This is a genomic window from Halomonas sp. KO116 (assembly GCF_000734975.2).
Classification (GTDB): domain Bacteria; phylum Pseudomonadota; class Gammaproteobacteria; order Pseudomonadales; family Halomonadaceae; genus Vreelandella; species Vreelandella glaciei.
Genome location: NZ_CP011052.1, coordinates 185,354 through 207,639, shown reverse-complemented (window position 1 = coordinate 207,639; position 22,286 = coordinate 185,354). Strand labels below are relative to the sequence as shown.

Here is a 22,286-nt window from a genome sequence, read left to right as displayed (position 1 = left end):
TCCAGATGCTCAGCGCATGTAAATGCCGCCATTGACGTCCCAGCAGGCACCGTTTACGAACGCCGCTTGAGGGCTGGCCAGAAAGCTCACCATTTGTGCGACCAGCTCAGGGGAGCCCAGTTGGCCTACGGGAATATTGGCAAGCGCCTTATCCAGATTGTCACCGAGTACCTCACGCACCATCGGGGTATCCAGTGGCCCCGGCGCAATGGCGTTGCAGGTCGCCCCGTCCGCCGCCAGTTCGCGGGCGAAAATCTTGGTCAAGGTGAGAATGGCGCCCTTGGAGGCTGCATAATGAGCGCCAGTGGCGGTACCGCCGTTCTGCCCTGCCAGCGACGCCAGGTTGACGATGCGCCCATAGCCACGCTCTCTGAAGTGGCGACCAAAGATCTGGCAACCGGCAAAGACACTGCCAGCGTTGGTGGTCATCACTTCGTTAAAGTGGGCTGGGTCAATATCAAACACTCCCTGTACAGCGGTTCGGGCTGCGTTATTGACCAGCACTTCGCAACTGCCCCAGCGCGCGACAATCTTGTCCAGCACGCCCTGGAAATCCTCTGGTTTGGTGACATCGAGTGTCGCAGTCACCGCGGTTTCCCCGGCCAGGTCTAGTTCGGATGCCAACGCTTCGGCGGGCCCGGTGTCGATATCGGTGATAACGACACGAAACCCCGCCTTATGCAGTGCGCGTACGATGTGAACCCCGAGTCCACGTGCGCCGCCGGTTACCACCGCGGTCTGAATTTTGTCGGGTAGTGGTACGCTCATCAGAACAAATAGCTGAACGAATTCAGCACTCCATCAGCGTTGAGTAGACGCACCACCTTTTCCTGAAGACGGAAGCCGGTATCGGTGGACGTGAGGGTGTAGCGCACATTGGCGGCCCAAATGCGCTGACGCCCAAACTTGTCTTCAACCAGGTGCTCAGCGCATGAAACGACAACCGTATTGCCATCGACGGCATCGATCACAAAACGAGACACGGTGCGTACGGTGACGGCAGGGGGTGCCGAAGAGATCGAGAAACCATCCTGGAAGCGTTTAATACGATCCCGGCGCATCTTGTCATCGTCGTAACAGAGGTTTAGCACTGCCGCGTAATCGTCGGCGTCCTCGATAGGAATGATGTACAAGCCCTCTGGCTGCCACAGATCGAGCCAAGCGTCGTACTCTTTTGCGTCCAGAATCGCCGCTTCGTGCCAGATAAACTGCGTGACCTGCCAGAGCAGGTTTTCATTGTCGATTGTGTTCATTTCGTTTACTCCTGCATCATCCGTTTCCACATCGCATAGGCGGCACGCATGCCCGTTTCATCCGATACATGACCACGTGACCCTGCCTCGCCCGGCACTTCCTTATTGATGCCGCGATTGACCAGAATCGGCAGTTCGGCACCGCCCTCGACCCCCCGCTGGATTCGCTCCCAGACCTCGGCATCGTCGGGAGAACCAAAGCCCATGGGGCCCTGAAAGTGTTCATGCAAGCGCAGGCGTACGCGATTGGCGATATCGGGACCTCCCTCCATACCAAGGGCAATGTGGCGAATATCAGTTTTATCAACAGCAACGGGCGTCAACACCCGGAAGAAGGCCATTGAGCACGCCACGTTGGGGAACAGATTAAGGTTGAACCCGGAGCCACCTACCGCGCGCGCAATGCGGCGGACTTGATCTTCCGGATAGCCTTCGTCGCGCAGCGCCTGCGCCAGCTCTGCAAAACGCTCTGGAATCTTGCGATCAAGATCCTCCTCTAGGTCGACGAGCTCGGGAATCATGACCATGACGGAGTGACCGTTACCCAGGTCTTCAACGAAGCCTTCGCCATCAAGGAAGGTGAACGTCTTTTCGGCTTCCTCATCGAGGGATTGCAGGAAGGACTTATGTACGATCGGAAAGTGATAGGCGTCGGTGGTGTTCTCGAGCTGAACCTTCCAGTTCATTGGCACTGAAAACTGATGTTCGCCAAGGGTTTTTACGGGGTATCCACCGCCCTGTTTCATAAACAGATCGATCCACTTCTTGGCAGCACCCAGGAAGTCTTCCAGTGGCTCGATGTCATCGTTGAAAGTAGCGAAGATCATGCCCTGATAGCTTTCCGTACGCAGCTTGAGCAGCCCATGCAGGGATTTGTCAAAGTTATCGCCGTACTGCTCGGGATGCGGCAAGGCGCGCAGGCTGCCATCGAGACCATAACCCCAGCCATGATAGGGGCACTGAAAGGAGGAGGTTTTGCCCTTATGGATTTCGCATACCGTTGCCGCGCGGTGGCGACAGCGATTGACCATTACATGAATATTGCCCTTGCGGTCACGGGCAACGATGACCGGTTCACGACCTACTTTGGACAGCTTGAAAGACCCCTTATCGGGGATCTCGCTTGCATGGGCTACCCACACCCAGGTCTTGTGGAAAATCTTCTCTTGCTCTTGCTCAAATAGCGCTGAGCTGGTGTACATCGGGGTCGTAATCTTATCGTTATGGACCAGTTGATCTGGTTCGAGCGCGATGTTTTTGACGTCGATTAAGTGGTTCATTTTGTTCTCCTCATGCCTTAGCCAGCGGTTGTTGCCTTTTTATTCAGGTACCACCAGCTCACGGCCGATACGCGCTTCGACACGGGCGTATTTCCAGAGCTTATAGGTGCCATCCCCCACTGGGATGGTGCGGAAGAAGTTGCAGGCGGTGACAACGGCCTCGTAATCAGGGACATCGGCCATGATGTAGGCGGTCCAGGGGGCAGTGGCGGAGGGGCCGACCATGATGCGGTCGTCATCCATGATCCCAAGAATGGTCACACCGGGGAGTTCATCGATGCCTTGCATCATCTGGCTGAAGGCTTGCCAGACTTGTTTGCCTTCCTCGGCCGTAGCGTTCATGAAATTTTGGTTGATACCGATGCAGAAAAGTACGCGATGCATAGTGTTGATCTCCGTTGGTTAAACTACGTAGGGCGGTTATAGGTAGCCCGGTAAAGGATTGTGGCCGAAGAATATGGCGCCGGCGTTCTTCCAGGTGATCTCGCCCATAAAGGCGTGTTGGGTGCACAGCTGCGAGTCGCGCAGTATTCGCGATAGGGGGTGGCCGTTGTCGGCACCGGTCATGCCACTGATCTGATACACGCTGCGAATCGACTCAGCGCACTCCTGGGTCAAATGAGTGGTGGAGAGTCGCAGCAGGTTGACCTGCTCACGGCTTGGCTCGCCACCGGCCTGAATGCTTGCCCAGGCGGCGTCGGTACTCTCATAGAAGAAGGCTCGGGCGGCGCGAACTTTGGCCTCGGCCTTGCCGAGGGCAATCTGAGCATACTCACGCTCACCCAAGTTGGGGGCACCGGTGACTGATTTACGCCCACCGGCCATGGCGCGGACGATATCCAATGCCTCCCGGGCCAAGCCCAGGGTAGTCACCGCCAGCACCTGAGCTGCGAAGGAGAGTGATGGGTAGCGGAAGAAGGCGGTATCGACGTTGGGCTTACCGCCGCGCACGAAGGTCCAGGCCTCTGGAACATAGGCGTCCTCGACCACAAGGTCGTGGCTGCCAGTGGCTACCATGCCCAACATATCCCAGGTCGGGTCGATCTTCACTTGGTCGCGGGGCAGCACGGCCATGCGCGGCAGAGCACCCTCTTCGGCGGGGAGAATGCCCACGCCACATAGCGATGCCCCCATACAACCGCTGGCAAATTTCCATCTCCCTTTGATACGGAAACCGTTATCGACCCGCTCAGCGGGTTGGGGCGGAAAAATCCCGCCAGCGAAGACGATGTCAGGGGAATCCCCCCACACTTCCTTTAGGGTCTCCTCGGGTAACGCGGCCAAGTAGGCGGGGTTCATGCCAAAACTCGCTACCCAGCCAGAGGAGCCATCCGCCGCCGAGATCGCTTCGACCATTTTCAGGAACTCGGCGGGCGACTTCTCATCCCCGCCGTAGGTGGCGGGCACCATGGCGCGATAGACGCCAATGGCTTTGAACTCGTCAATGATGTCCATGGGGATATGGCGCAGCTCCTCAAACTCTTTGCGCCGGGATCTGATTGACTTGAGCAACGCATCAAAGCGCTCCTCGCCTCCCCACTGTGATTTATCAATGTGCTGTTGCATGATTCACTCCTGTTTGTTGTTCCTCTCCCGCTGACGAAACCTGACCCATGAGTTGCGAAGCCGCCCGGCAAACGCCTGCGTCATCGCCACGACGTCCGATCAATTGCACGGAGACAGGGAGTGCTTGCTGAGACTCAAGAGGGATCGATAAGGCGGGATGCCCTGAAAGATTGAAGGGGCGCGCAAGGGACGATATTTTCAGATCCTGGTGGCCCGCAAACGCATCCTGAACGGTCATCGGGAAATGCGGCAACGTCGGCAGCACCAACACATCATGCTGCTCTAGCAGTGCATCTACTTCGGCGGTAAAGGCACGACGTACCCGCTCCGCCTCCTTTAGCTCGGCATCGGTCGTCGCGGCAGCGGCTTTCAAACGCTGTTCGACATCCGCGCCCACCTTGCCTGTGGCAAGTAACGCCTCGCAGGCACGGAAAGTTTCGCGATTGATAATCACCATGGCAGCCTCGAACGCCTCGGCCATAAGCGGCAAGGTGACATCCCCACGCGCCAGGCCAGACCGACTGAGCTGGCCTTCGATACTTGCCCAAATGGCCGACTCGGCATTTACGCCGACACACCCCAGTACAGGCCTAGGAGTGTCCTTTGGTAACTGAAAACCAGGGTCAATCGCCGCCATGAACGCCATCAGCATCTGAAGGTCGCAAGCCAAGGGGCCTACACAGTCAAGGCTACTTTCCGCGGGCATAACGCCGCGGCGACTCAATCGCCCGAAGGTGGGCTTAAGGCCGTAGACCCCGCAGCAGGCAGCGGGGACACGAATAGAGCCACCGGTATCTGTACCAATGCCAATATCGGCAAGGCCAGCAGCCACCGCGGCGGCCGACCCACTGGAAGAACCGCCAGGGATAAGGTTGGGGTAGCGCGGATTCTCTGGCGTGCCAGCCCAGGCATTGATACCCGTCATACCGAATGCCAGCTCATGCAGATTAGCCTTCCCCACGATGTGGTAGCCCGCTTTGAGCGTCTGCTCGACGACCTCTGCATGAGCCACGGCAGGCGGTGCGTCAGCAAGGGCTGCGGACCCTGCACAGGTGGGGAAATCGGCGATATCGATCGTATCCTTGACGACCACTTTGCACGGCCCCTGCCCCAGGCTTAACCTCGATGTCAATATAGTCACCTCAGCCACCTCGCTAGACTTATCACATGAAATTTCAAGTAAATAGACATAGAATTTATAGCCATTCATCTAATCGAGTGAGCGTTAAAGGACGAACAATACGATCTGAGGGAGTACTAACAGCAAGGCAATGCACAGCAGATAAGGGGGTATGAAGTAACCCACTCCACGGAATGTCTCACCCATTCGTAACTCTGCATCCAGGCTCTTTACAATGAAAGCGTTCACTCCCACCGGCGGTGTAATCGCCCCCATACTGGTAACGATACAGACCACCACGCCGAACCAAATTGGGTCGTAACCTAAGGCAAGCGCTACGGGAAAGAAAATCGGGATGGAGATAATTAAAAATCCCATCGCATCCATTAGCGCTCCGCCAATCACATAGATCAACAGGATACAGGCCATTACCATTATGGCTGGCAAGGGCAGTGCCGCCGCCCACTCGCCCACCATGTAAGGCAGTCTCGTAATGGTAAGAAAGCGCCCGAAGATGACGGCTCCAGCAACCAACATCAAGATCATGGCCGATGACTTGAGAGCATTAGCGATGGCCTCATTTAAGACGTTCCAGGAGAGCTTTCCTTGTATCAGGGTAATGACCATGGCGCCAATGCAGCCTACCGCAGCAGCTTCTGTGGAGGTAAACCAGCCCGCAAATAACCCCCCTAGTACCAGTGTAAAGAGCGCACCAATTTCGATAATACCCTTAAGCGAACGCCACCTTACGGACCAGCTCGAACGCACACCTGCGGGCCCCATATCGGGGCGACGGCGACAGAGCAGTCCAATCGTCGCGATGAACAGCACGACCAGGATAAGTCCAGGGACAATACTGGCTAGAAACAGATCGCGAATGGCCAGCTCGGCTTGCAGCGCAATAACAATCAGCACAGAGCTTGGTGGGATGATGACCCCCAGTGTGCCCCCCGCTGCGACACTGCCAGCACTGAGCGCGCGGTTATAGCCAAATTTCTTCATTTCGGGGAGAGCAATGGTGCCGACTGTGGCTGCTGTGGCGGTGTTCGAGCCGCTCACCGCGGCAAAACCTGCGCTGCTAAGGATCGTCGTGGTGGCCATGGAGCCACGGAAATGGCCTATCCAAGCATAGGCAGCTGCAAATATCTTTTCCGTTATCCCCGAGCGAAACAGTAATTCCCCCATAAAAATAAATAGGGGTATGACACTCAGAGAGTAACCCGATAACTGCTCCCAGATTCCTGAGCTAATAACGTTATACGCGGCAATAGGGCTTGTCATGTAAAGCATGCCAAAAAAACCCACCATGAACATAGCGAAGCTAATCGGCATTTTTAACAAAATAAGAAGAAACAAACAGAGCACGCCTAACAAAGCTACCAGCGTCATACTCATTGTGTTACCACCTTTTTTAAACTACTCAAAAAGTCTGCTAAAAGAACCAAGCAAAAAGCAGAAAACCCTAATGCCACTAGATAAACAACGGGATAAAACGCAATACGCAATGTTTGCGATAAAGAGCCTCGTTGCATAGCGCTAAAGCCATACTCCCAGAGTTTCCAAGCCACCATGGAGAAGAATAAAAAACTTGCACCTGAGACCAGAACGTAGAGGCCACTTTGCAAACGGACGGGAAAATGTTCGACCAGCAAATCCAGCTCAATATGGGCTTTGGTAAGCTGGGAGTAAGCGAGCGATAGCGCCACTACCACCGCTGTTAGCCAGCCGACCATTTCGGTGGTGCCACCAAATGAAGAGCTAACTTGGCGCATTACGATGTTACCGACCACCAGAAACACCATCATCAGTAATGCCGAGCCGGCTACATAGAGTAAGAGACGGCTAATTACCCAATTAAATTTATTCATGGTAACTACCTAGGTCTATCAACATGGCGCTTACTGGGCGCAAATAAATGCGCTCAGACAAAAAGCGTAGGCAACTATTGGTTTTGTTCGATCAGCTCAATAAATCGATCGCGCAACTCAAAGGCAGGAAATCCTTGAGCAGCCACCTCTTCCAGCCGTTGCGCATTGATGGGCTCCAGCAAGCTCGACCAGCGCTCCGCCTCTTCCTCGGACAAGGAGAGCTGCTCAAGGTCATGGTTCTCCGTTGCCCACGCCAGGGATTCCTGGATGTGTTCATCGAGATACTTACCTGCGTAGGAGGCCATTTCGGCACCCAATGCATCGATCTCCTGCTGAACGTTTTCGGGCAAGGCGTCCCACCGCTGCTGATTCATCACCGCAACGAAGACAACGTTGGTCAGAGGGTAGTCAGTGATATAGCTCACATTGCGGGCATACTGCAGATCCATCAGCGTCTCACGAGAACCTACATAGCCACTAACGATACCGGCCTGAAGGGCTTCTCCCGTTTCTGACTGGGAGAGACCCACAGGCACGCCGCCAAGGGCTTGAACAACGGCAGTGCTGTCGCCTGGCACCCTGATCTCTTGGCCCTCAAGATTCTCCAGCGAAGTCACGGGTTCTTGCGTATGTAGGTAGCCTGGCTCGGAGGTGAACGCCGTAATGACTTTGAACTCTTCTAAGCCCAGCGTCTCTGCAGGGAACTCTTTGATAAGTTCGTACACTGCCTGGCTGGCTATCTGCGAGTTCACGTCGATACCCGTTAGATTTCCGGCCAAATTGAGTAACGGAAAACGTCCCGGCTCGTATGAGGTGGCAGAGAGACCGATATCGGCAACACCGTTTAAGACGCCATCGAACATGTTGGCAGCCGTCAGTAACGTTCCGCCTGGGAAGGTGTTGACGTTTACCTGGCCATCGGTTCTTTCGTTCAGCTCTTTCGCCCAGTGTTCCATCTGTATGGCAGGAAAGGTTTGGGAAGGCGCAAAGAAGGCATAGCTGAGGTTGATGTTATCCGCTAACGCGCTGGTGCTGAGTAACACCCCAGCGCATACGCCGCTCAAGCGTGTCAGTCGGCGAGAAGTTTCGAGCCACAGCTGTTTTTGGCTGGTCATTGGTCATTAGCCCTATTTGTTTTTGTGTTGAATGTCAGGTAAGCCTAGCAGAAACATTCAACATCACATGAAAAGTAAAGTAAATACCCAGACATAAATCTATTTCCTTTTGAGAAAAATCTATGCAAAAAATTCGCCGATTAAAACTAAAACAATAAATATCATAAATATAAGTTAATTTATGAAAATAGCTAGTTGCCTAACTAAGTAGTCAGATGGCTTAGTCAATGCCACAATGCACCAATACTGTGCACAATAAAGGGCATCTGCTCGCTTTTAATTCGGCATGCTCAAGCGAAAGCCTCCACCGCTACTTCTCATTGAGTCCCCCCAAAATAGTTGCCCGAAAACACTGTTTAAACTGAGCCAGAAGGCACAAAAAAGCCCAAACAGACGCTTGGGCAATGAGGACAACGGGAAAGGGCTAAGCGCTACTCAAGCGACTCATAGGGCAAACCGACATAATTTTCGGCGATGGTGGTCATGCCTGCTTTGGAGCTAGTGACGTAGTCCAACTCGGCCAACTGCATGCGACTGTTAAAATCTTCCTCATCAGAGAAATTGTGCAGCATGGAGGTCATCCACCAGGAGAAGCGCTCCGCCTTCCAGATACGCTTCAAGCACGTTTGCGAATAGCGCTCGATCAAATCCGTGCGGCCTTCGTGGTAGACCTTCACCATTAGCCGATAGAGCGTATTGACGTCGCTGGCGGCCAGGTTAAGCCCTTTAGCACCGGTGGGCGGTACAATATGCGCCGCATCGCCGACCAGGAACAATCGCCCGTGCTGCATGGGTTCGACCACGTAGCTCCGCAGCGGCGCGATGCTTTTCTCGATCGAAGGTCCAGTGACAAGCTTGGCGGCCACCTCGTCAGGCAGGCGGCGCTTGAGCTCTTCCCAAAAACGCTCGTCAGACCAATTTTCTACCTTTTCATCCAGCGGTACTTGAAGGTAGTAACGGCTGCGGGTGGCAGAGCGCATGCTACAAAGACTGAAGCCGCGCTCATGGCGTGCGTAGATCAGCTCATCAGAGACCGGCGGCGTATCCGAGAGCATGCCCAGCCAGCCAAACGGGTAGACTTTTTCGAACTCTTTGATGCGCTCTTGAGGGATCGCCTGGCGGGAGACGCCATGGTAGCCGTCACAACCAGCGATATAGTCGCACTCCAGCCGGATCGTTTCGCCGTTGTGTTCAAAGGTGAGATAAGGGCTGTCACTCTCCAGATCGTGGGGCTGGACGTTTTCTGCTTCATAAAGCGTGGTTGCACCAGCGGCGGCGCGGGCCTCCATCAGATCCCGCGTCACTTCGGTTTGGCCGTATACCATCACTTTGCTGCCGCCGGTCAGTTCATCCAGTGCGACCCGCACGCGGCGGTTGTCGAACACAAGCTCAAAACCGTCATGGGGTAAGCCTTCTTTATCCATACGCTGGTCAACACCCACCTCGCGCAGCAGGTCTACCATGCCCTGCTCAAGGACACCGGCGCGGATACGGCTTAATACATACTCACCGCTACGCCGTTCAACAATCACATTATCAATGCCTTGGCGATGCAGTAACTGACCCAGCAGTAGACCAGAAGGCCCTGCGCCAATAATCGCGACCTGTGTCTTCATAGGGGATGCCTCATCATTGTCATTATCTAAAACTTATGACTTGTATTTTTCAATGAAACACGCCGCATAATAAGGCATGATCTAGATCAATTATTGGACATTTAGCGTTTTATTACCCAACCTTAGTCGTAGAGGAGATATAGGTGATGACAGCCTCGTCGGCAACCTCCGTTCCGGTATTTAAGCTCTATGGCGAGACACAGCACTGGCCCACGCCCGACTTGCTCCACTGTGAGTCCATCCCCGAGCGCAGTCGTCTGCACGACTGGCGTATCCGGCCGCACCGCCATGCCGACCTCGTGCATATTCTGTTTATTTCTCACGGTAGCGTTGAGTTAGAGCTGGAGGGAACAAGCCACCGGCTGCAAAGCGCTAGCGCTATCGTTGTGCCCGCAATGGCTATTCACGGCTTTCTCTTTTCACCGGATGTGGAAGGACACATTATCACCCTGGCCAAACCGCTGGCAGACCACTTACATGGACTCATGGGTGAGAGCAGTACGCTAAAAAAAGCCGACTTTTACCCACTGCTACAGGCCAACCGGGCTGAGCGAATTGCCACACTGGTGTCTCAGATCGACCAGGAGTACCGCCAACCGGCCCCCGGCCGGAACAGCCTACTCGAAGCACTTATTCAAGCCTTGGTGGTCGAGCTATCGCGCCTTTGTGCTTATACCGGCAGCACGGCAAAGCGCTACGGCCCCCGCCAGAGTGACAAAGGTCGGCAGCATTTAGAGCACTATCAAGCGCTGGTCGAAGCGCACTATCGCGAGCAGCCGAGTATTGAACAGTTAGCCGTGCAGATAGGCGTGAGTAGCGCACACTTAAACCTGCTCTGCCGCCAACTCGCGGGTCGCAGTGCCCTGCAGTTGCTGCATGAACGTCTGCTGCTAGAAGCCAAGCGCCAGCTCACCTATACCAATATGACCATTGGTCAGGTCTCCGACAGCTTAGGCTTCTCTGAACCGGCTTACTTCACGCGCTTTTTTAAACGCAATACAGCGCTTTCGCCGCGTGAATTTCGGCTTCGACAGCGCGCCCAGGCATAGGCATGAGGCGTTTGAATGCCTGGCAGTCGCCAGAATTGAACCTGATCCAGACCCTATGGAGTAAGAAATGCCGATGCAGCAGGCTCAATAAGAACTATAATGCACATCACAAACCAATGTTTATAAATAATTTTTAATAAAAAACAATACAACTAAGAAATGCATTCGACCAAAGACGAATTGAGGTTTATCAGCCAGAGCCAGAATATGCACTATAATACACATCTCCACGACAACATCTTGAAGATGCCAATCGAACTTGGCTTTCAATTGAATAGCTAATGTTTCGCTATTTCAAAATTTATCGGTTTATTAGCTCTAATTGCTCGGAGACCTCGGTGAAAACTCCATTCATTTATCGCCGCCCTATCCGATGGGGTGACACAGACGCGGCTCGGATAGTTTTCACCGCGCACTATTTTGACATATGCATGGAAGCCATCGAGAGTTTCTTTCACGAGATACTTGAGCTCGATTGGTTCGCTATGACCTGCGAACAGAGCACCGGCACCCCCTTCGTACATGCTGAAGTTGATTTCCACACCCCCCTAACTCCTCGTGATGTTCTGAATATTCGAGTGGATATCGAACGTCAGGGAAATAGTTCGCTCAGCCTGATTCTCTACGGTAACCGGGAAGCAGGAGGTGATTCTGCGTTCACAGGTCATTTCACTTGCTGTTTTAGCGACCTCGAAAATCTCAGGTCGATCCCCATTCCCGATGATATACGTCAACGAATCACTTATTACCAACAACAATCATCCAAGCTCATTACCGAGTGACACTTTTTGCCACCGCTAATGCCGACGCCTGATGCCAATAATAATCTCATTATAAGGAGTCACCATGATTCACCCCGAAGCCACCTCAGACAAGAAGCCATTTGCCGAACCTCGTATCAACATGGAAAAGCGAAGAGACGGTAGCATCCTTCTGAGCTCCGAGATTCCCCTGCAGGATGATTACTCGTGTTGCGTCGGCGAATGGCTCGAGCACTGGGCCCGGGAGGCCCCAGAGCGCACCTGGCTTGCCCAACGAGATGCTGACGACCAGTGGCAACGCATCTCCTACGGTGAGGCTCACCGACGGGTAATAGCCATCGCCACCTGGCTGTTGACACAGGACCTGTCGTCCGAGCGCCCGGTAGTGATCCTCTCCGACAACTCCATCGAACATGCCCTGCTGATGCTCGCCACAATGCACATCGGCGTGCCATCAAGCTCGATCTCTCCCGGCAACTCGCTAATGTCGAAGGATCACGCCAAGCTCAAGGGCAACATCGAGCTGTTGCGCCCGGGGGTCATCTACGCCGATCCCATCGAGAAGTTCCAGCCCGCGCTCAAGGCCATCGCCGACCTGCATGACGCCACTCTGGTCGCTGGCAGCAGCAGTGCCTCGTCATCAGGTACCCTGCCATTCGCCGACATCGAAGCACACAGCGACGAGAATGCCGTGATGGCGGCCTTCGCGGCCATCACCCCCGAGACCATCGCCAAATTCCTGTTTACCTCCGGTTCGGTGAACACCCCCAAGGCCGTACCCAACACCCATCGCATGATGTGCTCCAACCAGAAGGCCAAGGAACTGGTCTGGCCGATGCTCGCCGAAGAGCCGCCGGTGCTGCTCGACTGGCTGCCCTGGAGCCATACCTTCGGCGGCAACCACAACTTCAATCTGGTCCTGCGCTGGGGTGGCACTCTCTACCTGGATGATGGCAAGCCGACGCCCGCGCTGATCGAGAAGACTGCTCGTAACCTCAGGGAGATCTCCCCGACACTCTATTTCAGCGTACCTCGCGCCTACGACATGCTAGTACCACTACTGCGCAAAGATGCGTCCCTGCGAGAGGTTTTTTTCCGCCGCCTCAAACTGGTTTTCTACGCGGCGGCGGCTCTACCCCACCATCTATGGACCGCTCTGGAGGAGATGGCTCGCGAGACCACAGGCCAGGAGATCATGGTCGTTTCTTCCTGGGGTTCCACCGAGACGGCTCCCATCTGTACCGACTGCCATTTCAATGCGACCCGCTCCGGCGTCATCGGCGTGCCGATTCCGGGTACCTCCCTAAAATTGGTTCCCTCTGCCGATAAGCTGGAGGTGCGTGTCAAAGGGCCCAACATCTTCAGTGGCTACTGGAAGCAACCCGAGCTGTCGGCCAAGGCCTTCGATGAAGAGGGCTACTACATGATCGGTGATGCCGTGGAGTTCGTAGACCCCGAGCGTCCCGAGATGGGACTGCTGTTCGACGGTCGCGTCGGTGAAGACTTCAAATTGTTGACTGGCACCTGGGTGCATGTCGGGGCCCTGCGCATGGCCGGCCTCGAGGCCATCGCGCCGGTCGGCCAGGATATCGTGGTCGCCGGCCATGATCGTGACGAGATCGGCTTTTTTATCTTCCCGCATCCTGAGGAGTGCCTCCGTCTGTGCCCGGACCTGCCGGAGAATGCTTCCCTGGAGACGCTGGTGAAGCGCCCTGAGATCATCGAGCGCGTGCATCAGGGCCTTCAGGCCTTGAAGGCCGATGGAGGCGGAACATCGACCTACCCGACCCGTGCCCTGTTGCTAAGCGAGCCACCGTCTGCAGAGGCCGGCGAAATCACCGACAAAGGCTACATCAATCAGCGCATGGTGCTGACACGTCGAGCAGAACTGGTGAAAGCACTCTATGCCGATGTGCCGGATGAGCGTGTCATCACCCTGAATACCCAGTCTTGAAACGCGAGGACACCATGAGCGAGACACTGGTCAAGACATCACTGGATGCCACTATCTACACCATTACCCTGGCGCGCCCCGAAAAGCGCAACGCCGTCAGCGACCGCTTGCTGGCCGCCCTGAAAGAGGCGATAGCCGCTACCCCAGAGGGCACCCGAGTAATCATTCTTGCCGCCGAAGGTAAGCACTTTTGCGCTGGTTTGGACCTCTCAGAGCATCAGCATCGCGAACCGTTCGGTGTAATGAAGCACTCGCGTGGCTGGCATCGCATCTTTGACCGCCTGCAGAATGGCGGCATCCCAGTGGTCGCCGCCTTGCAAGGCGCAGTGATTGGCGGTGGCCTGGAGTTGGCGACCGCCACCCATGTACGCATTGCTGAACCCACCACGATTTATCAGATGCCCGAAGGGCGTCACGGCATCTTTGTGGGCGGCGGTGCTTCGGTTCGCGTGGCCAATATCATCGGTCCAGGTCGTATGTGCGAGATGATGCTTACCGGACGCATCATGGAAGCCGATGAAGGGCAGCGCTTGGGACTATCTCATTATGTAGTCAACGAGGGCGAGAGTCTTAATAAGGCCCATCAGTTGGCCCAACGAATTGCCGAAAATGCCCCAATGGCCAACTGGGCCATGGTGTCAGCCATCTCCCGCATCGCCGATATGAGTAGCGACGACGGCCTATTTGTTGAGTCACTGACCGCCGCTCTAACGCAAACCAGCCCAGAAGTTGTTGCGCGTATCGGCGAATTTCTTGAGCGCAAGAATCAAGGCCCTAGAAGCTAAAATTAGATTTAATTAAGACAGGAGTTTTGCCATGAACTGTAAAGATAATACGTTTCTGATTACCGGTGGTGCCTCTGGCTTAGGTGAAGCCACTGTCCGTGCACTACACACAGCTGGCGCTCGTGTGGTCATCGCCGATCTCAATAGCGAACGCGGCGAATCACTTGCTGCCACGCTCGGTGATAATGCAGTATTCCAGCGTACCGATGTCACCAGTGAAGCTGACGCACAAGCAGCCGTGGATAAAGCGCTAAACACATTCGGCAGCCTGCAAGGACTGATTAACTGCGCTGGAATTGGTGACCCTGCCAAAGTAGTGGGCCGTGAGGGGCCGCAGCCACTGGAAGTTTTTTCTCGTGTCGTGCAGATCAATCTGCTAGGTACTTTCAACATGCTGCGCTTGGCTGCCGCAGCCATCGCTAAAAGTGAGCCCCAGGCCGACGGCGAGCGTGGGGTTATCATCAATACCGCCTCGGTGGCAGCCTATGACGGCCAAATCGGTCAGGCTGGCTATGCCGCGTCCAAAGGGGGCGTCGTTTCGATGACACTACCAATCGCGCGCGAACTGGCTCGTCACGGTATCCGCGTGATGACCATTGCGCCTGGCCTGTTTATGACCCCACTAATGAAAACGCTGCCCGAAGAGGTTCAGCAATCACTAGCTGCCTCAATCCCCTTTCCCAACCGCCTTGGCGAGCCAGATGAGTTTGCCCGGCTGGCTTGCCATATTGTCGGCAATACCATGCTCAACGGTGAAACCATTCGACTCGATGGCGCTATCCGCATGGCCCCACGCTAAACGTTTATTTCACCACACTGACCACGGTGGGTTACTGAATAGCCCACCCTCTCCCATTGATGAATCGGCTACCATCTTCAAGAGGAAGCCACGACCATGATCGACTATCAAGCGCCGCTACGGGACATGCAGTTCATACTCGATGAGCTCGCAGGTCTCGGCCAGATTACCGACCTTCCGCGCTGTGAGGATGCCTCTCCCGATTTGGTAGCAGCTGTGCTGGAAGAAGCCAGCAAGTTTGCATCCGGCGTCCTAGCCCCCATAAACCGTCAAGGCGACTTGCAGGGCTGCCGATTGGAAGGCGAGCAAGTAATAACACCCGACGGCTGGCAGGAGGCCTATGATCAGTTTCGTGAAGCGGGATGGATAGGCCTCTCTCTACCGCAGGAGTTCGGCGGCCAAGGCTTGCCAAAGCTTGTTTCTACGCCCGTTTGGGAAATGTGGTTCTCCACCAACATGGCGTTCGCGATGCTTCCCCAGCTTAATGTGGGGCAAACTGAAGCGCTGATGATTGCCGCCAACGATGAACAGAAGTCCACTTGGCTACATAAGGTGGTCAGCGGAGAGTGGGCGGCCACCATGAACCTCACCGAGCCTCAAGCTGGCTCGGACTTAGGCGCCACACGGATGCGCGCCGAGCCTACCGAAGATGGCAGTTACCGTCTGTTCGGCCAGAAGATTTATATCTCATACGGTGAGCACGAGCTCACCTCTAACATTGTGCACCTTGTGTTAGCAAGACTCCCCAATGCCCCCGAGGGCGTCAAGGGGTTGTCGTTGTTAATAGTGCCCAAGTTCTTGCTTGACGACGATGGCCAGCCAGCCGAGAAAAATGATATCCGCTGTATTTCCATCGAACACAAGATGGGCATCCATGGTAGCCCTACCTGTACGCTTAGTTACGGCGACAAAGAAGGAGCCTCTGGCTACTTGGTTGGTGAGCCGCACCAGGGTTTGAAAACCATGTTCATCATGATGAACGATGCACGTTTCAATGTGGGCGTACAGGGTGTTGCTATGGGTGAGCGAGCCTATCAGGCCGCATTGGACTATGCCCAGCAACGCATACAAGGTCGTAACATCATCAATGGGGCCAGTAACCAGCCGATAATTTCCCACCCTGACGTCAAGCGCATGCTGGTATCGATGCGCGCCCGATTGATGGCTATGCGTGGCCTACTTTATACGGCAGCTAGCTGGTTTGATATTGCTAATCATCATGGTGACACTCAGGTTGCCGATAAGCACAGCCGCTATGTCGACCTTTTGATGCCAGTGGCTAAAGGGTGGTGCACCGAGGTCGGTAACGATATCTGTGATGAGGCCATACAAGTGTTCGGTGGCATGGGCTTCGTCGAAGAGACGGGAGTAGCACAACTGTTTCGTGATGCACGTATTATGACCATCTACGAAGGCACCACAGGCATTCAGGCAAACGACCTCCTAGGTCGCAAAATTCTGCGTGAAAATGGTACCACCCTGCGTGAGCTACTCTTCGATATTCGTACCACTGGCAAGGCGTTGGAACAGGTGGATGAGCTTCGCGATTTAGCTACTGACCTCGACGAGTTAACCACTCAGCTCCACATCACTACCGACTGGGTGCTTGAACAGGACCAAGCACGGATTGCCGACCTCTACGGTGGCGCGACTCCCCTCTTACACTTAATGGGTACTGTTTGCGGTGGTTGGCAGCTGACGCGGATGGCCCTGGCAGCACACGCCAAGCAGAATGCCGCTGGTGAAGACCCTGATTACCTGGCAGGCCTCATTTCATTAGCACGCTTTTATATGGCCACTTTCGCCCCCCAAGCCTACGCCCATGCCCGAGCGGTTCGTTATGGCGGGCAGGTACTGACAAATTTCCCCGAATCAGCCCTTTAACACGGACACAACCTTTAGGAGGCATGATGAAAGTACTCGTCGCGGTGAAACGCGTCATCGACTACAACGTCAAAATCCGCGTTAAAGCGGATCATTCGGACGTTGATCTCACCAACGTAAAAATGGCTATGAACCCCTTCTGCGAAATTGCCGTGGAAGAAGCCGTGCGCCTGAAAGAAAAAGGCATCGCCACGGAAGTAGTGGCGGTCTCCGTTGGCCCCAAAGCCGCCCAAGAGCAACTGCGCACCGCGCTGGCGCTGGGCACAGATCGCGCTATTCATATCGAAACCGACGAGCGCGCCGAATCCCTCGCGGTCGCCAAACTGCTGGCCAAAGTGGTAGATGAAGAGCAGCCCGGTCTAGTGATTCTCGGTAAGCAAGCCATCGACACCGACAACAACCAGACCGGCCAGATGCTCGCCGCGTTGACGGGTCTGCCGCAAGGCACTTTCGCCTCAGAAGTGGCGGTGGACGGGGACAAGGTTAACGTTACCCGTGAAATTGACGGCGGCCTGCAAACCATCGCCCTGACGCTGCCCGCAATTGTCACCACCGACCTGCGTTTGAATGAGCCGCGCTACGCCAAGCTGCCGGACATCATGAAAGCCAAGAAAAAGCCGCTGGATGTCAAAACCCCCGCCGATTACGGCGTGGAAGTGGCCTCCAAGGTCACGCTGCCCAAGGTAGAGTCGCCCGCTGAGCGCAAAGGCGGTATCAAAGTGGCCTCGGTAGACGAGCTGATCGACAAACTGAAAAACGAAGCCAAGGCGCTTTAATAGGAGCGAATCTCATGAGCATTCTGGTACTTGCCGACCTGCATGAAGGCCAACTGGCGGGCGCCACCGCCCACGTAGTCGCGGCCGCTCAGGCCATCGGTGGTGAGATTGATATTCTGGTCGCCGGCGAAGGCGTTCAGGCGGCGGCAGACGCCGCTGCCAAGCTCGACGGCGTGAGTAAAGTGCGCGTCGCCGATAATGCCGTTTACGCCCACCAGCTCGCCGAGCCCATGGGCGCGCTGCTGGTCGAACTGGCCGATGGCTACACCCACGTCCTCGCCAGCGCCTCCACCACCGGCAAAAACGTGCTGCCGCGGCTAGCCGCGCTAAAAGACGTTAGCCAACTGTCGGATGTACTCGGGGTGGAAAGCGCCGACACCTTCCTGCGCCCGATCTACGCCGGTAACGCCATTGCCACGGTGAAAAGCGACGACGCATTAAAAGTCATCACTATCCGCACTACCGGCTTTGATGCGGTCAGCGACGGTAATAGCGCGCCGATCGAAGCGGTCGATGTGGTGGTTGAAAACAGCCAGTCCAGCTTTGTCAAAGAAGAGCTGGCAGCATCGGATCGTCCCGAGCTGGGCGGCGCCAAAGTAGTAATCTCTGGCGGACGCGGTATGGGCAATGGCGAAAACTTCAAACTGCTCGACGGCATTGCTGACAAGCTGGGTGCAGCCATTGGTGCTTCGCGTGCAGCGGTAGACGCAGGCTTTGTCCCCAACGATATGCAGGTCGGCCAGACCGGTAAGATCGTTGCTCCAAATCTGTATATCGCCGTGGGCATCAGCGGTGCCATTCAGCACCTAGCGGGCATGAAAGACTCCAAGGTGATTGTCGCGATCAACAAAGACGACGAAGCGCCGATCTTCCAGGTCGCTGACTACGGCTTAGTGGGGGATCTGTTTGAGATTCTGCCCGAGCTTGAGCACAAGCTGTAAAGCGCTTCTTCGCGCTGAGAACAACATGGGCGCTCCTCCCATTCTCATAGGAGTTGCCCAAGGTTTACATAAGCGGTCATAATGAAAGCCTATAGCTACCGCCATAAGCCTATCTGACAGTCTAAGTTATTAAACGTACATCCCGCCATTAACGTTTAACGTCTGGCCATTGACGTAGGCGGCATCATCGGAGGCCAGGAAAGCCACTACACTGGCCACCTCCTCCGGCAGACCTCCACGCCCCTGTGGAACCCTCGCGATCAACTTGTCGCGAACCTTTTCGGGGATCTGAGCGGTCATCTCGGACTCGATGAAGCCCGGTGAGACGGCATTGATCAGCACTCCCTTGCGAGCAAGCTCCTTACTCAGACTCTTAACGAAGCCGATCACTCCGGCCTTGGCCGCCGAGTAATTGGCTTGACCGAAGTTCCCCTCGTTACCTGAAAGCGAGCTAATGCAGACAATGCGCCCCGACTGCTGCTCCACCATATAACGAGCCGCCTCCTGAGTGCAGATAAACATTGAAGTCAGGTTAACATCTATCACCTGATTCCACTGATCGTCAGTCATTTTGAGGAAAGCGGCATCGCGGGTGATACCAGCGTTGTTGACCAGCACATCCAAACGCCCAAAGTGATCTTTCACTTGTCGAAAAAGTGCCACAACCTGGGTACGATCAGCTACGTTGCAAGCTATCGCTAGGTTATCGTGGCCCTGCTTAGTAAGCGATTCAGACACTTGCTGAGCAGCCTCGCCGTCGATGTCTACTACCACGACTCTAGCGCCCTCGTCGGCCAGCCGCTCAGCCATAGCGGCACCAAGGCCGCGCCCAGCGCCAGTGACGACTGCTACTTTTTCGTGCAATCTCATAAACTCATCTCCAAAAGGAAAGCCCTCCAGATGCAGGGTTCTATGCGAACAAGAACCCATCCAATGTAGGAATTCGTAAAAACTTCACCAGACAAAATACATACATATAAAAAAGGCGAATCATAAAGCGCTATACCGCCTAATGACTCGCCGTTCAAAAGATCAAAACGAGAAAAGGATTTATCTAGACGTCACGTTATTAGAACTTATACATTGCCATAAGCTCTACTTGCTGCCCGCCTGGACGAAGAGGCATCGTAAGTGCGTTACGATCACGCCACTCGACCCCAATGTCCAAATTAGGCAAATAGGTATAAATTAGATTAACGTTAGTTACCTGAAGCGTATCGTCATCTACAGTTGGCGCTACCTCATCAGCGGTCACCTGCCCATAGCGAATATTGCCACGGAGACTATCGGTGAACCGGTGACTGACACCAGCAGAAAATCCTGTCGTGCTAACCAGATCACCGGACGCGTTGACTTCACCTTTAGACGCAATGGTGGGTCCCGGAGCAGCAGCGCCGTTAAACCCCCATCCAGAGGACACATTATTACCCTCCCCTGTATATCCACTCAGGGCAAGAGAGGTGTCACCAAAGTTGAGCTTACCCGCCAGGGAGATCGCAGCGCCAAACTCTGAATCATTGACACCCGTCTCAACCTCCCGACCGGTGACGGCAAGATTAAACCCATGCCCGGCCTCGGTTCGGTACGTATAGGATGCCACCATGTCCGGCATGTCGGCATCACTGTAGAGCGGATCCTGGAAACTGAAGCGCAAACCACCAGTCGTGTAGTGCAAAACGAGATCCGGCCGAACGACGGCCCCACTACCAGCAATGCTACCGATTCCTGTACCGTAGAAATCCAAAATCTCGACATCAAATGGCGCAGTAGCGAAAAACTGGCCATTCCACGTCTGGCCAAGCGTCAGATTGTCGACCTGGATAAAAGCATGACGCAGACGCATGGCGTAACTGGTGTCAGCCGTATCTGTGGCATTGTCCCAGAAGTCCCCCTCCACGAAGGCCGTCACATCATGGCCCTGGACCTCACTGTCGATCTCGAAATTAAGTCGTGACTGACGAGCAGATCCATCAAAAGAGTTATCTCCCCCATCAGGGGTGTTGAAAATCCCTTCAGCTTTAACATAACCGCCAATGCTAAACGTTGTTCCGTCAACTTCACCAATTTCAAGGGCGTAAGCTTGAGAAGACATTGAAGCAACTGCTACGGCTAATGCGAGCCTGTTTTTAATTGTCATACTGTCCATACTCCAGATTGTTTTTATGATGTTAAAAGACTCAATATTTTAATGAGCCAAAAATGGGGTAGCCCCCAGAAAAGTGCTAGCTGTGTTAGCTTTCACTAAGCACTCCGTTCCCAATACATTGCTTGCGTGTTCCTATCCCCTACCTCCTGCGAGTACTCATCCAACTTTGACGATCAGCGCCGCGGCCGAGTCACCGGCAGCACAGCCGGTCACCAAGGCGTAGCCACCGCCTTTGAGCACGGTTTCCTCGATTGCCTCAATCAATAGCCGTGCCAGCGTCGGGCCCTGAGGGTGACCAAATACCAACGAGGTACCGTAGTTGTTGAACTGCATGGCATCCAAGCCAAGTGCCTTGGCTAAGTGCAGGTCATTAACAATAAACGGGCTGTGATTCTTGATCGTGGTGATCTGATCGATGGTCAGCCCCGCCAGGTCAAGTGCTTTTTGAGCCGCCGAAGCAGGAGCCATTGGCATGTGAGCCGCTTTGGTACGAGCATAACCGTAAGAGAGGATCTGCACCGCCAGCATTGAATCCGTACTCAGCTCTGCCGCTCGCTCGCGTGTGGTGACGATGATCCCGGCATTGCCGTCTCCTGGATGGGTCTGGGAGCCAAACGTGTGGATTCCCTCAGGTTGTACGGTACGCAGCTTTGCCAAACCTTCAGCGCTGGTCGTCATTACCCCCTCATCTTCCTCAACTAACTTGGTCTCTTTACGCGATACAGGCACCTCAACCGGGAACATATAGCGCTTTTGGAAAGCACGGTCATTGGCTAGCGCTTCGGCATACTGCTCATAGCGGCACAGCGTCAAATCATCGCCCTGCTCTCGAGTGAAACCATGCTCGCGCGCGACGTTCTCCGCCGTGGTCAACATGTCCTTCCCAGTGGCTGGGTCGGCATTAATATTGTCCATGTTCCAGTTTTCGGCGATCACCTCGCCGCCCGGCCCGGAGGGGTTAGGCCAAATGGTATGTGGCGCATTCGAGGTACGATCAGTGAGTAGGCAGTAAGTGCTTTGCAGACTGCCCGTCTCCACCGCTGCAGCAGCGTTGAATACTGCCGTGGTCGCGGTGGCACATGCCTGGGTGATATTCTGCCCCGGTATCTGGGGAGCCCCCATCATGGCTGCCGCCCAGGGCGCACCGTAGAAAATGGCTTTCTGGCCTACCGAAGCACCTAGATAAAGGTAGTCAAAGATTGTTGGGTCGATTCCCCTCTCAGCTAGCCAGCGTTTGCTGGTCGCGGCACCCAATTCGATCGAATTGCTGTTGGCCAAACTACCCTGCCACTTGCAAAAAGGGCTGCTGTAATAGCCACCGTAGGGAATAAATGCATTCTTGAACATCGAGGTCTCCTATCGTAACGACCGAG

Annotated in this window: 21 protein-coding genes; 8 read left to right on the top strand and 13 right to left on the bottom strand. The window is 54.8% G+C overall.

The annotated features are described in order from the left end of the window. Positions 1-9: 9 nt before the first annotated feature. From KO116_RS01005 to pobA, 10 genes are all read right to left on the bottom strand, one after another. Positions 10-768: an SDR family NAD(P)-dependent oxidoreductase gene (locus KO116_RS01005; RefSeq protein ID WP_035565080.1), complete on the bottom strand. Its 759-nt coding sequence runs from the start codon at positions 766-768 to the stop codon at positions 10-12. Continuing rightward, on the bottom strand, positions 768-1,253 hold the full coding sequence (locus KO116_RS01000; RefSeq protein WP_035565083.1) for an aromatic-ring-hydroxylating dioxygenase subunit beta: 486 nt from the start codon (positions 1,251-1,253) through the stop codon (positions 768-770). Before KO116_RS01000 ends, KO116_RS01005 begins: the two co-directional genes overlap by 1 nt. Positions 1,254-1,258: 5 nt before the next feature. Next, positions 1,259-2,533, bottom strand: a complete 1,275-nt coding sequence (locus KO116_RS00995; RefSeq protein ID WP_035565086.1) for an aromatic ring-hydroxylating oxygenase subunit alpha — start codon at positions 2,531-2,533, stop codon at positions 1,259-1,261. A gap of 39 nt (positions 2,534-2,572) precedes the next feature. After that, on the bottom strand, positions 2,573-2,917 hold the full coding sequence (locus KO116_RS00990) for a hypothetical protein (RefSeq protein ID WP_035565089.1): 345 nt from the start codon (positions 2,915-2,917) through the stop codon (positions 2,573-2,575). 36 nt (positions 2,918-2,953) lie between these two features. Then, entirely contained in the window at positions 2,954-4,099 is a 1,146-nt protein-coding gene (locus KO116_RS00985) for an acyl-CoA dehydrogenase family protein (protein WP_045812033.1), read from the bottom strand. Further along, positions 4,083-5,240, bottom strand: coding sequence for an amidase (locus tag KO116_RS00980; protein WP_045812201.1), 1,158 nt, complete (start codon positions 5,238-5,240; stop codon positions 4,083-4,085). Before KO116_RS00980 ends, KO116_RS00985 begins: the two co-directional genes overlap by 17 nt. Positions 5,241-5,324: 84 nt before the next feature. After that, entirely contained in the window at positions 5,325-6,614 is a 1,290-nt protein-coding gene (locus KO116_RS00975) for a TRAP transporter large permease (protein WP_035565092.1), read from the bottom strand. Next, entirely contained in the window at positions 6,611-7,087 is a 477-nt protein-coding gene (locus KO116_RS00970; protein ID WP_035565094.1) for a TRAP transporter small permease, read from the bottom strand. The genes KO116_RS00975 and KO116_RS00970 overlap by 4 nt, the downstream gene beginning before the upstream one ends. A gap of 74 nt (positions 7,088-7,161) precedes the next feature. Beyond that, the gene (locus tag KO116_RS00965) at positions 7,162-8,202 is read right to left on the bottom strand and encodes a TRAP transporter substrate-binding protein (protein ID WP_035565096.1); all 1,041 of its coding nucleotides are present in this window, start codon (positions 8,200-8,202) and stop codon (positions 7,162-7,164) included. A 431-nt stretch (positions 8,203-8,633) separates the two neighbouring features. Then, positions 8,634-9,818, bottom strand: a complete 1,185-nt coding sequence (gene pobA, locus KO116_RS00960) for a 4-hydroxybenzoate 3-monooxygenase (protein WP_045812032.1) — start codon at positions 9,816-9,818, stop codon at positions 8,634-8,636. A gap of 146 nt (positions 9,819-9,964) precedes the next feature. On the opposite strand from pobA, the gene KO116_RS00955 reads away from it, so the two are divergent. The 8 genes from KO116_RS00955 to KO116_RS00920 all read left to right on the top strand — a co-directional run bounded on the left by KO116_RS00955 (position 9,965) and on the right by KO116_RS00920 (position 18,767). Further along, complete coding sequence (locus tag KO116_RS00955; protein WP_045812031.1) at positions 9,965-10,867, top strand: helix-turn-helix domain-containing protein; 903 nt, start codon at positions 9,965-9,967, stop codon at positions 10,865-10,867. A 281-nt stretch (positions 10,868-11,148) separates the two neighbouring features. Then, positions 11,149-11,649, top strand: coding sequence for an acyl-CoA thioesterase (locus tag KO116_RS24040; RefSeq protein WP_052703695.1), 501 nt, complete (start codon positions 11,149-11,151; stop codon positions 11,647-11,649). A 64-nt stretch (positions 11,650-11,713) separates the two neighbouring features. Continuing rightward, a complete protein-coding gene (locus tag KO116_RS00945; protein WP_035554892.1) occupies positions 11,714-13,582 on the top strand; it encodes a feruloyl-CoA synthase in 1,869 nt (622 codons plus the stop codon). 14 nt (positions 13,583-13,596) lie between these two features. Beyond that, positions 13,597-14,367: a crotonase/enoyl-CoA hydratase family protein gene (locus KO116_RS00940; RefSeq protein ID WP_035554888.1), complete on the top strand. Its 771-nt coding sequence runs from the start codon at positions 13,597-13,599 to the stop codon at positions 14,365-14,367. Between the two features lie 31 nt (positions 14,368-14,398). Beyond that, positions 14,399-15,166: a 3-hydroxyacyl-CoA dehydrogenase gene (locus tag KO116_RS00935; RefSeq protein WP_035554884.1), complete on the top strand. Its 768-nt coding sequence runs from the start codon at positions 14,399-14,401 to the stop codon at positions 15,164-15,166. Between the two features lie 96 nt (positions 15,167-15,262). Then, entirely contained in the window at positions 15,263-17,050 is a 1,788-nt protein-coding gene (locus tag KO116_RS00930; RefSeq protein ID WP_035554881.1) for an acyl-CoA dehydrogenase, read from the top strand. Positions 17,051-17,076: 26 nt separating this feature from the next. Continuing rightward, positions 17,077-17,826, top strand: coding sequence for an electron transfer flavoprotein subunit beta/FixA family protein (locus KO116_RS00925; protein ID WP_035554878.1), 750 nt, complete (start codon positions 17,077-17,079; stop codon positions 17,824-17,826). Positions 17,827-17,840: 14 nt separating this feature from the next. Beyond that, positions 17,841-18,767, top strand: coding sequence for an electron transfer flavoprotein subunit alpha/FixB family protein (locus KO116_RS00920; protein ID WP_035554875.1), 927 nt, complete (start codon positions 17,841-17,843; stop codon positions 18,765-18,767). 129 nt (positions 18,768-18,896) lie between these two features. Here the strand turns inward: KO116_RS00920 and fabG are convergent, their stop codons facing one another. The 3 genes from fabG to KO116_RS00905 all read right to left on the bottom strand — a co-directional run bounded on the left by fabG (position 18,897) and on the right by KO116_RS00905 (position 22,260). Continuing rightward, the gene (gene fabG / locus KO116_RS00915) at positions 18,897-19,637 is read right to left on the bottom strand and encodes a 3-oxoacyl-ACP reductase FabG (protein WP_035554872.1); all 741 of its coding nucleotides are present in this window, start codon (positions 19,635-19,637) and stop codon (positions 18,897-18,899) included. 199 nt (positions 19,638-19,836) lie between these two features. Further along, positions 19,837-20,904, bottom strand: coding sequence for a hypothetical protein (locus KO116_RS00910; RefSeq protein ID WP_035554869.1), 1,068 nt, complete (start codon positions 20,902-20,904; stop codon positions 19,837-19,839). Between the two features lie 165 nt (positions 20,905-21,069). Beyond that, on the bottom strand, positions 21,070-22,260 hold the full coding sequence (locus KO116_RS00905) for a thiolase family protein (RefSeq protein ID WP_035554866.1): 1,191 nt from the start codon (positions 22,258-22,260) through the stop codon (positions 21,070-21,072). Between the last annotated feature and the right edge of the window lie 26 nt (positions 22,261-22,286).

Coding starts and splice junctions, on each gene's coding strand:
- KO116_RS01005 (WP_035565080.1), bottom strand. CDS start 768: ATGAGCGTACCACTACCCGACAAAATTCAGACCGCGGTGGTAACCGGC.
- KO116_RS01000 (WP_035565083.1), bottom strand. CDS start 1,253: ATGAACACAATCGACAATGAAAACCTGCTCTGGCAGGTCACGCAGTTT.
- KO116_RS00995 (WP_035565086.1), bottom strand. CDS start 2,533: ATGAACCACTTAATCGACGTCAAAAACATCGCGCTCGAACCAGATCAA.
- KO116_RS00990 (WP_035565089.1), bottom strand. CDS start 2,917: ATGCATCGCGTACTTTTCTGCATCGGTATCAACCAAAATTTCATGAAC.
- KO116_RS00985 (WP_045812033.1), bottom strand. CDS start 4,099: ATGCAACAGCACATTGATAAATCACAGTGGGGAGGCGAGGAGCGCTTT.
- KO116_RS00975 (WP_035565092.1), bottom strand. CDS start 6,614: ATGAGTATGACGCTGGTAGCTTTGTTAGGCGTGCTCTGTTTGTTTCTT.
- KO116_RS00970 (WP_035565094.1), bottom strand. CDS start 7,087: ATGAATAAATTTAATTGGGTAATTAGCCGTCTCTTACTCTATGTAGCC.
- KO116_RS00965 (WP_035565096.1), bottom strand. CDS start 8,202: ATGACCAGCCAAAAACAGCTGTGGCTCGAAACTTCTCGCCGACTGACA.
- pobA (WP_045812032.1), bottom strand. CDS start 9,818: ATGAAGACACAGGTCGCGATTATTGGCGCAGGGCCTTCTGGTCTACTG.
- KO116_RS00955 (WP_045812031.1), top strand. CDS start 9,965: ATGACAGCCTCGTCGGCAACCTCCGTTCCGGTATTTAAGCTCTATGGC.
- KO116_RS24040 (WP_052703695.1), top strand. CDS start 11,149: ATGTTTCGCTATTTCAAAATTTATCGGTTTATTAGCTCTAATTGCTCG.
- KO116_RS00945 (WP_035554892.1), top strand. CDS start 11,714: ATGATTCACCCCGAAGCCACCTCAGACAAGAAGCCATTTGCCGAACCT.
- KO116_RS00940 (WP_035554888.1), top strand. CDS start 13,597: ATGAGCGAGACACTGGTCAAGACATCACTGGATGCCACTATCTACACC.
- KO116_RS00935 (WP_035554884.1), top strand. CDS start 14,399: ATGAACTGTAAAGATAATACGTTTCTGATTACCGGTGGTGCCTCTGGC.
- KO116_RS00930 (WP_035554881.1), top strand. CDS start 15,263: ATGATCGACTATCAAGCGCCGCTACGGGACATGCAGTTCATACTCGAT.
- KO116_RS00925 (WP_035554878.1), top strand. CDS start 17,077: ATGAAAGTACTCGTCGCGGTGAAACGCGTCATCGACTACAACGTCAAA.
- KO116_RS00920 (WP_035554875.1), top strand. CDS start 17,841: ATGAGCATTCTGGTACTTGCCGACCTGCATGAAGGCCAACTGGCGGGC.
- fabG (WP_035554872.1), bottom strand. CDS start 19,637: ATGAGATTGCACGAAAAAGTAGCAGTCGTCACTGGCGCTGGGCGCGGC.
- KO116_RS00910 (WP_035554869.1), bottom strand. CDS start 20,904: ATGACAATTAAAAACAGGCTCGCATTAGCCGTAGCAGTTGCTTCAATG.
- KO116_RS00905 (WP_035554866.1), bottom strand. CDS start 22,260: ATGTTCAAGAATGCATTTATTCCCTACGGTGGCTATTACAGCAGCCCT.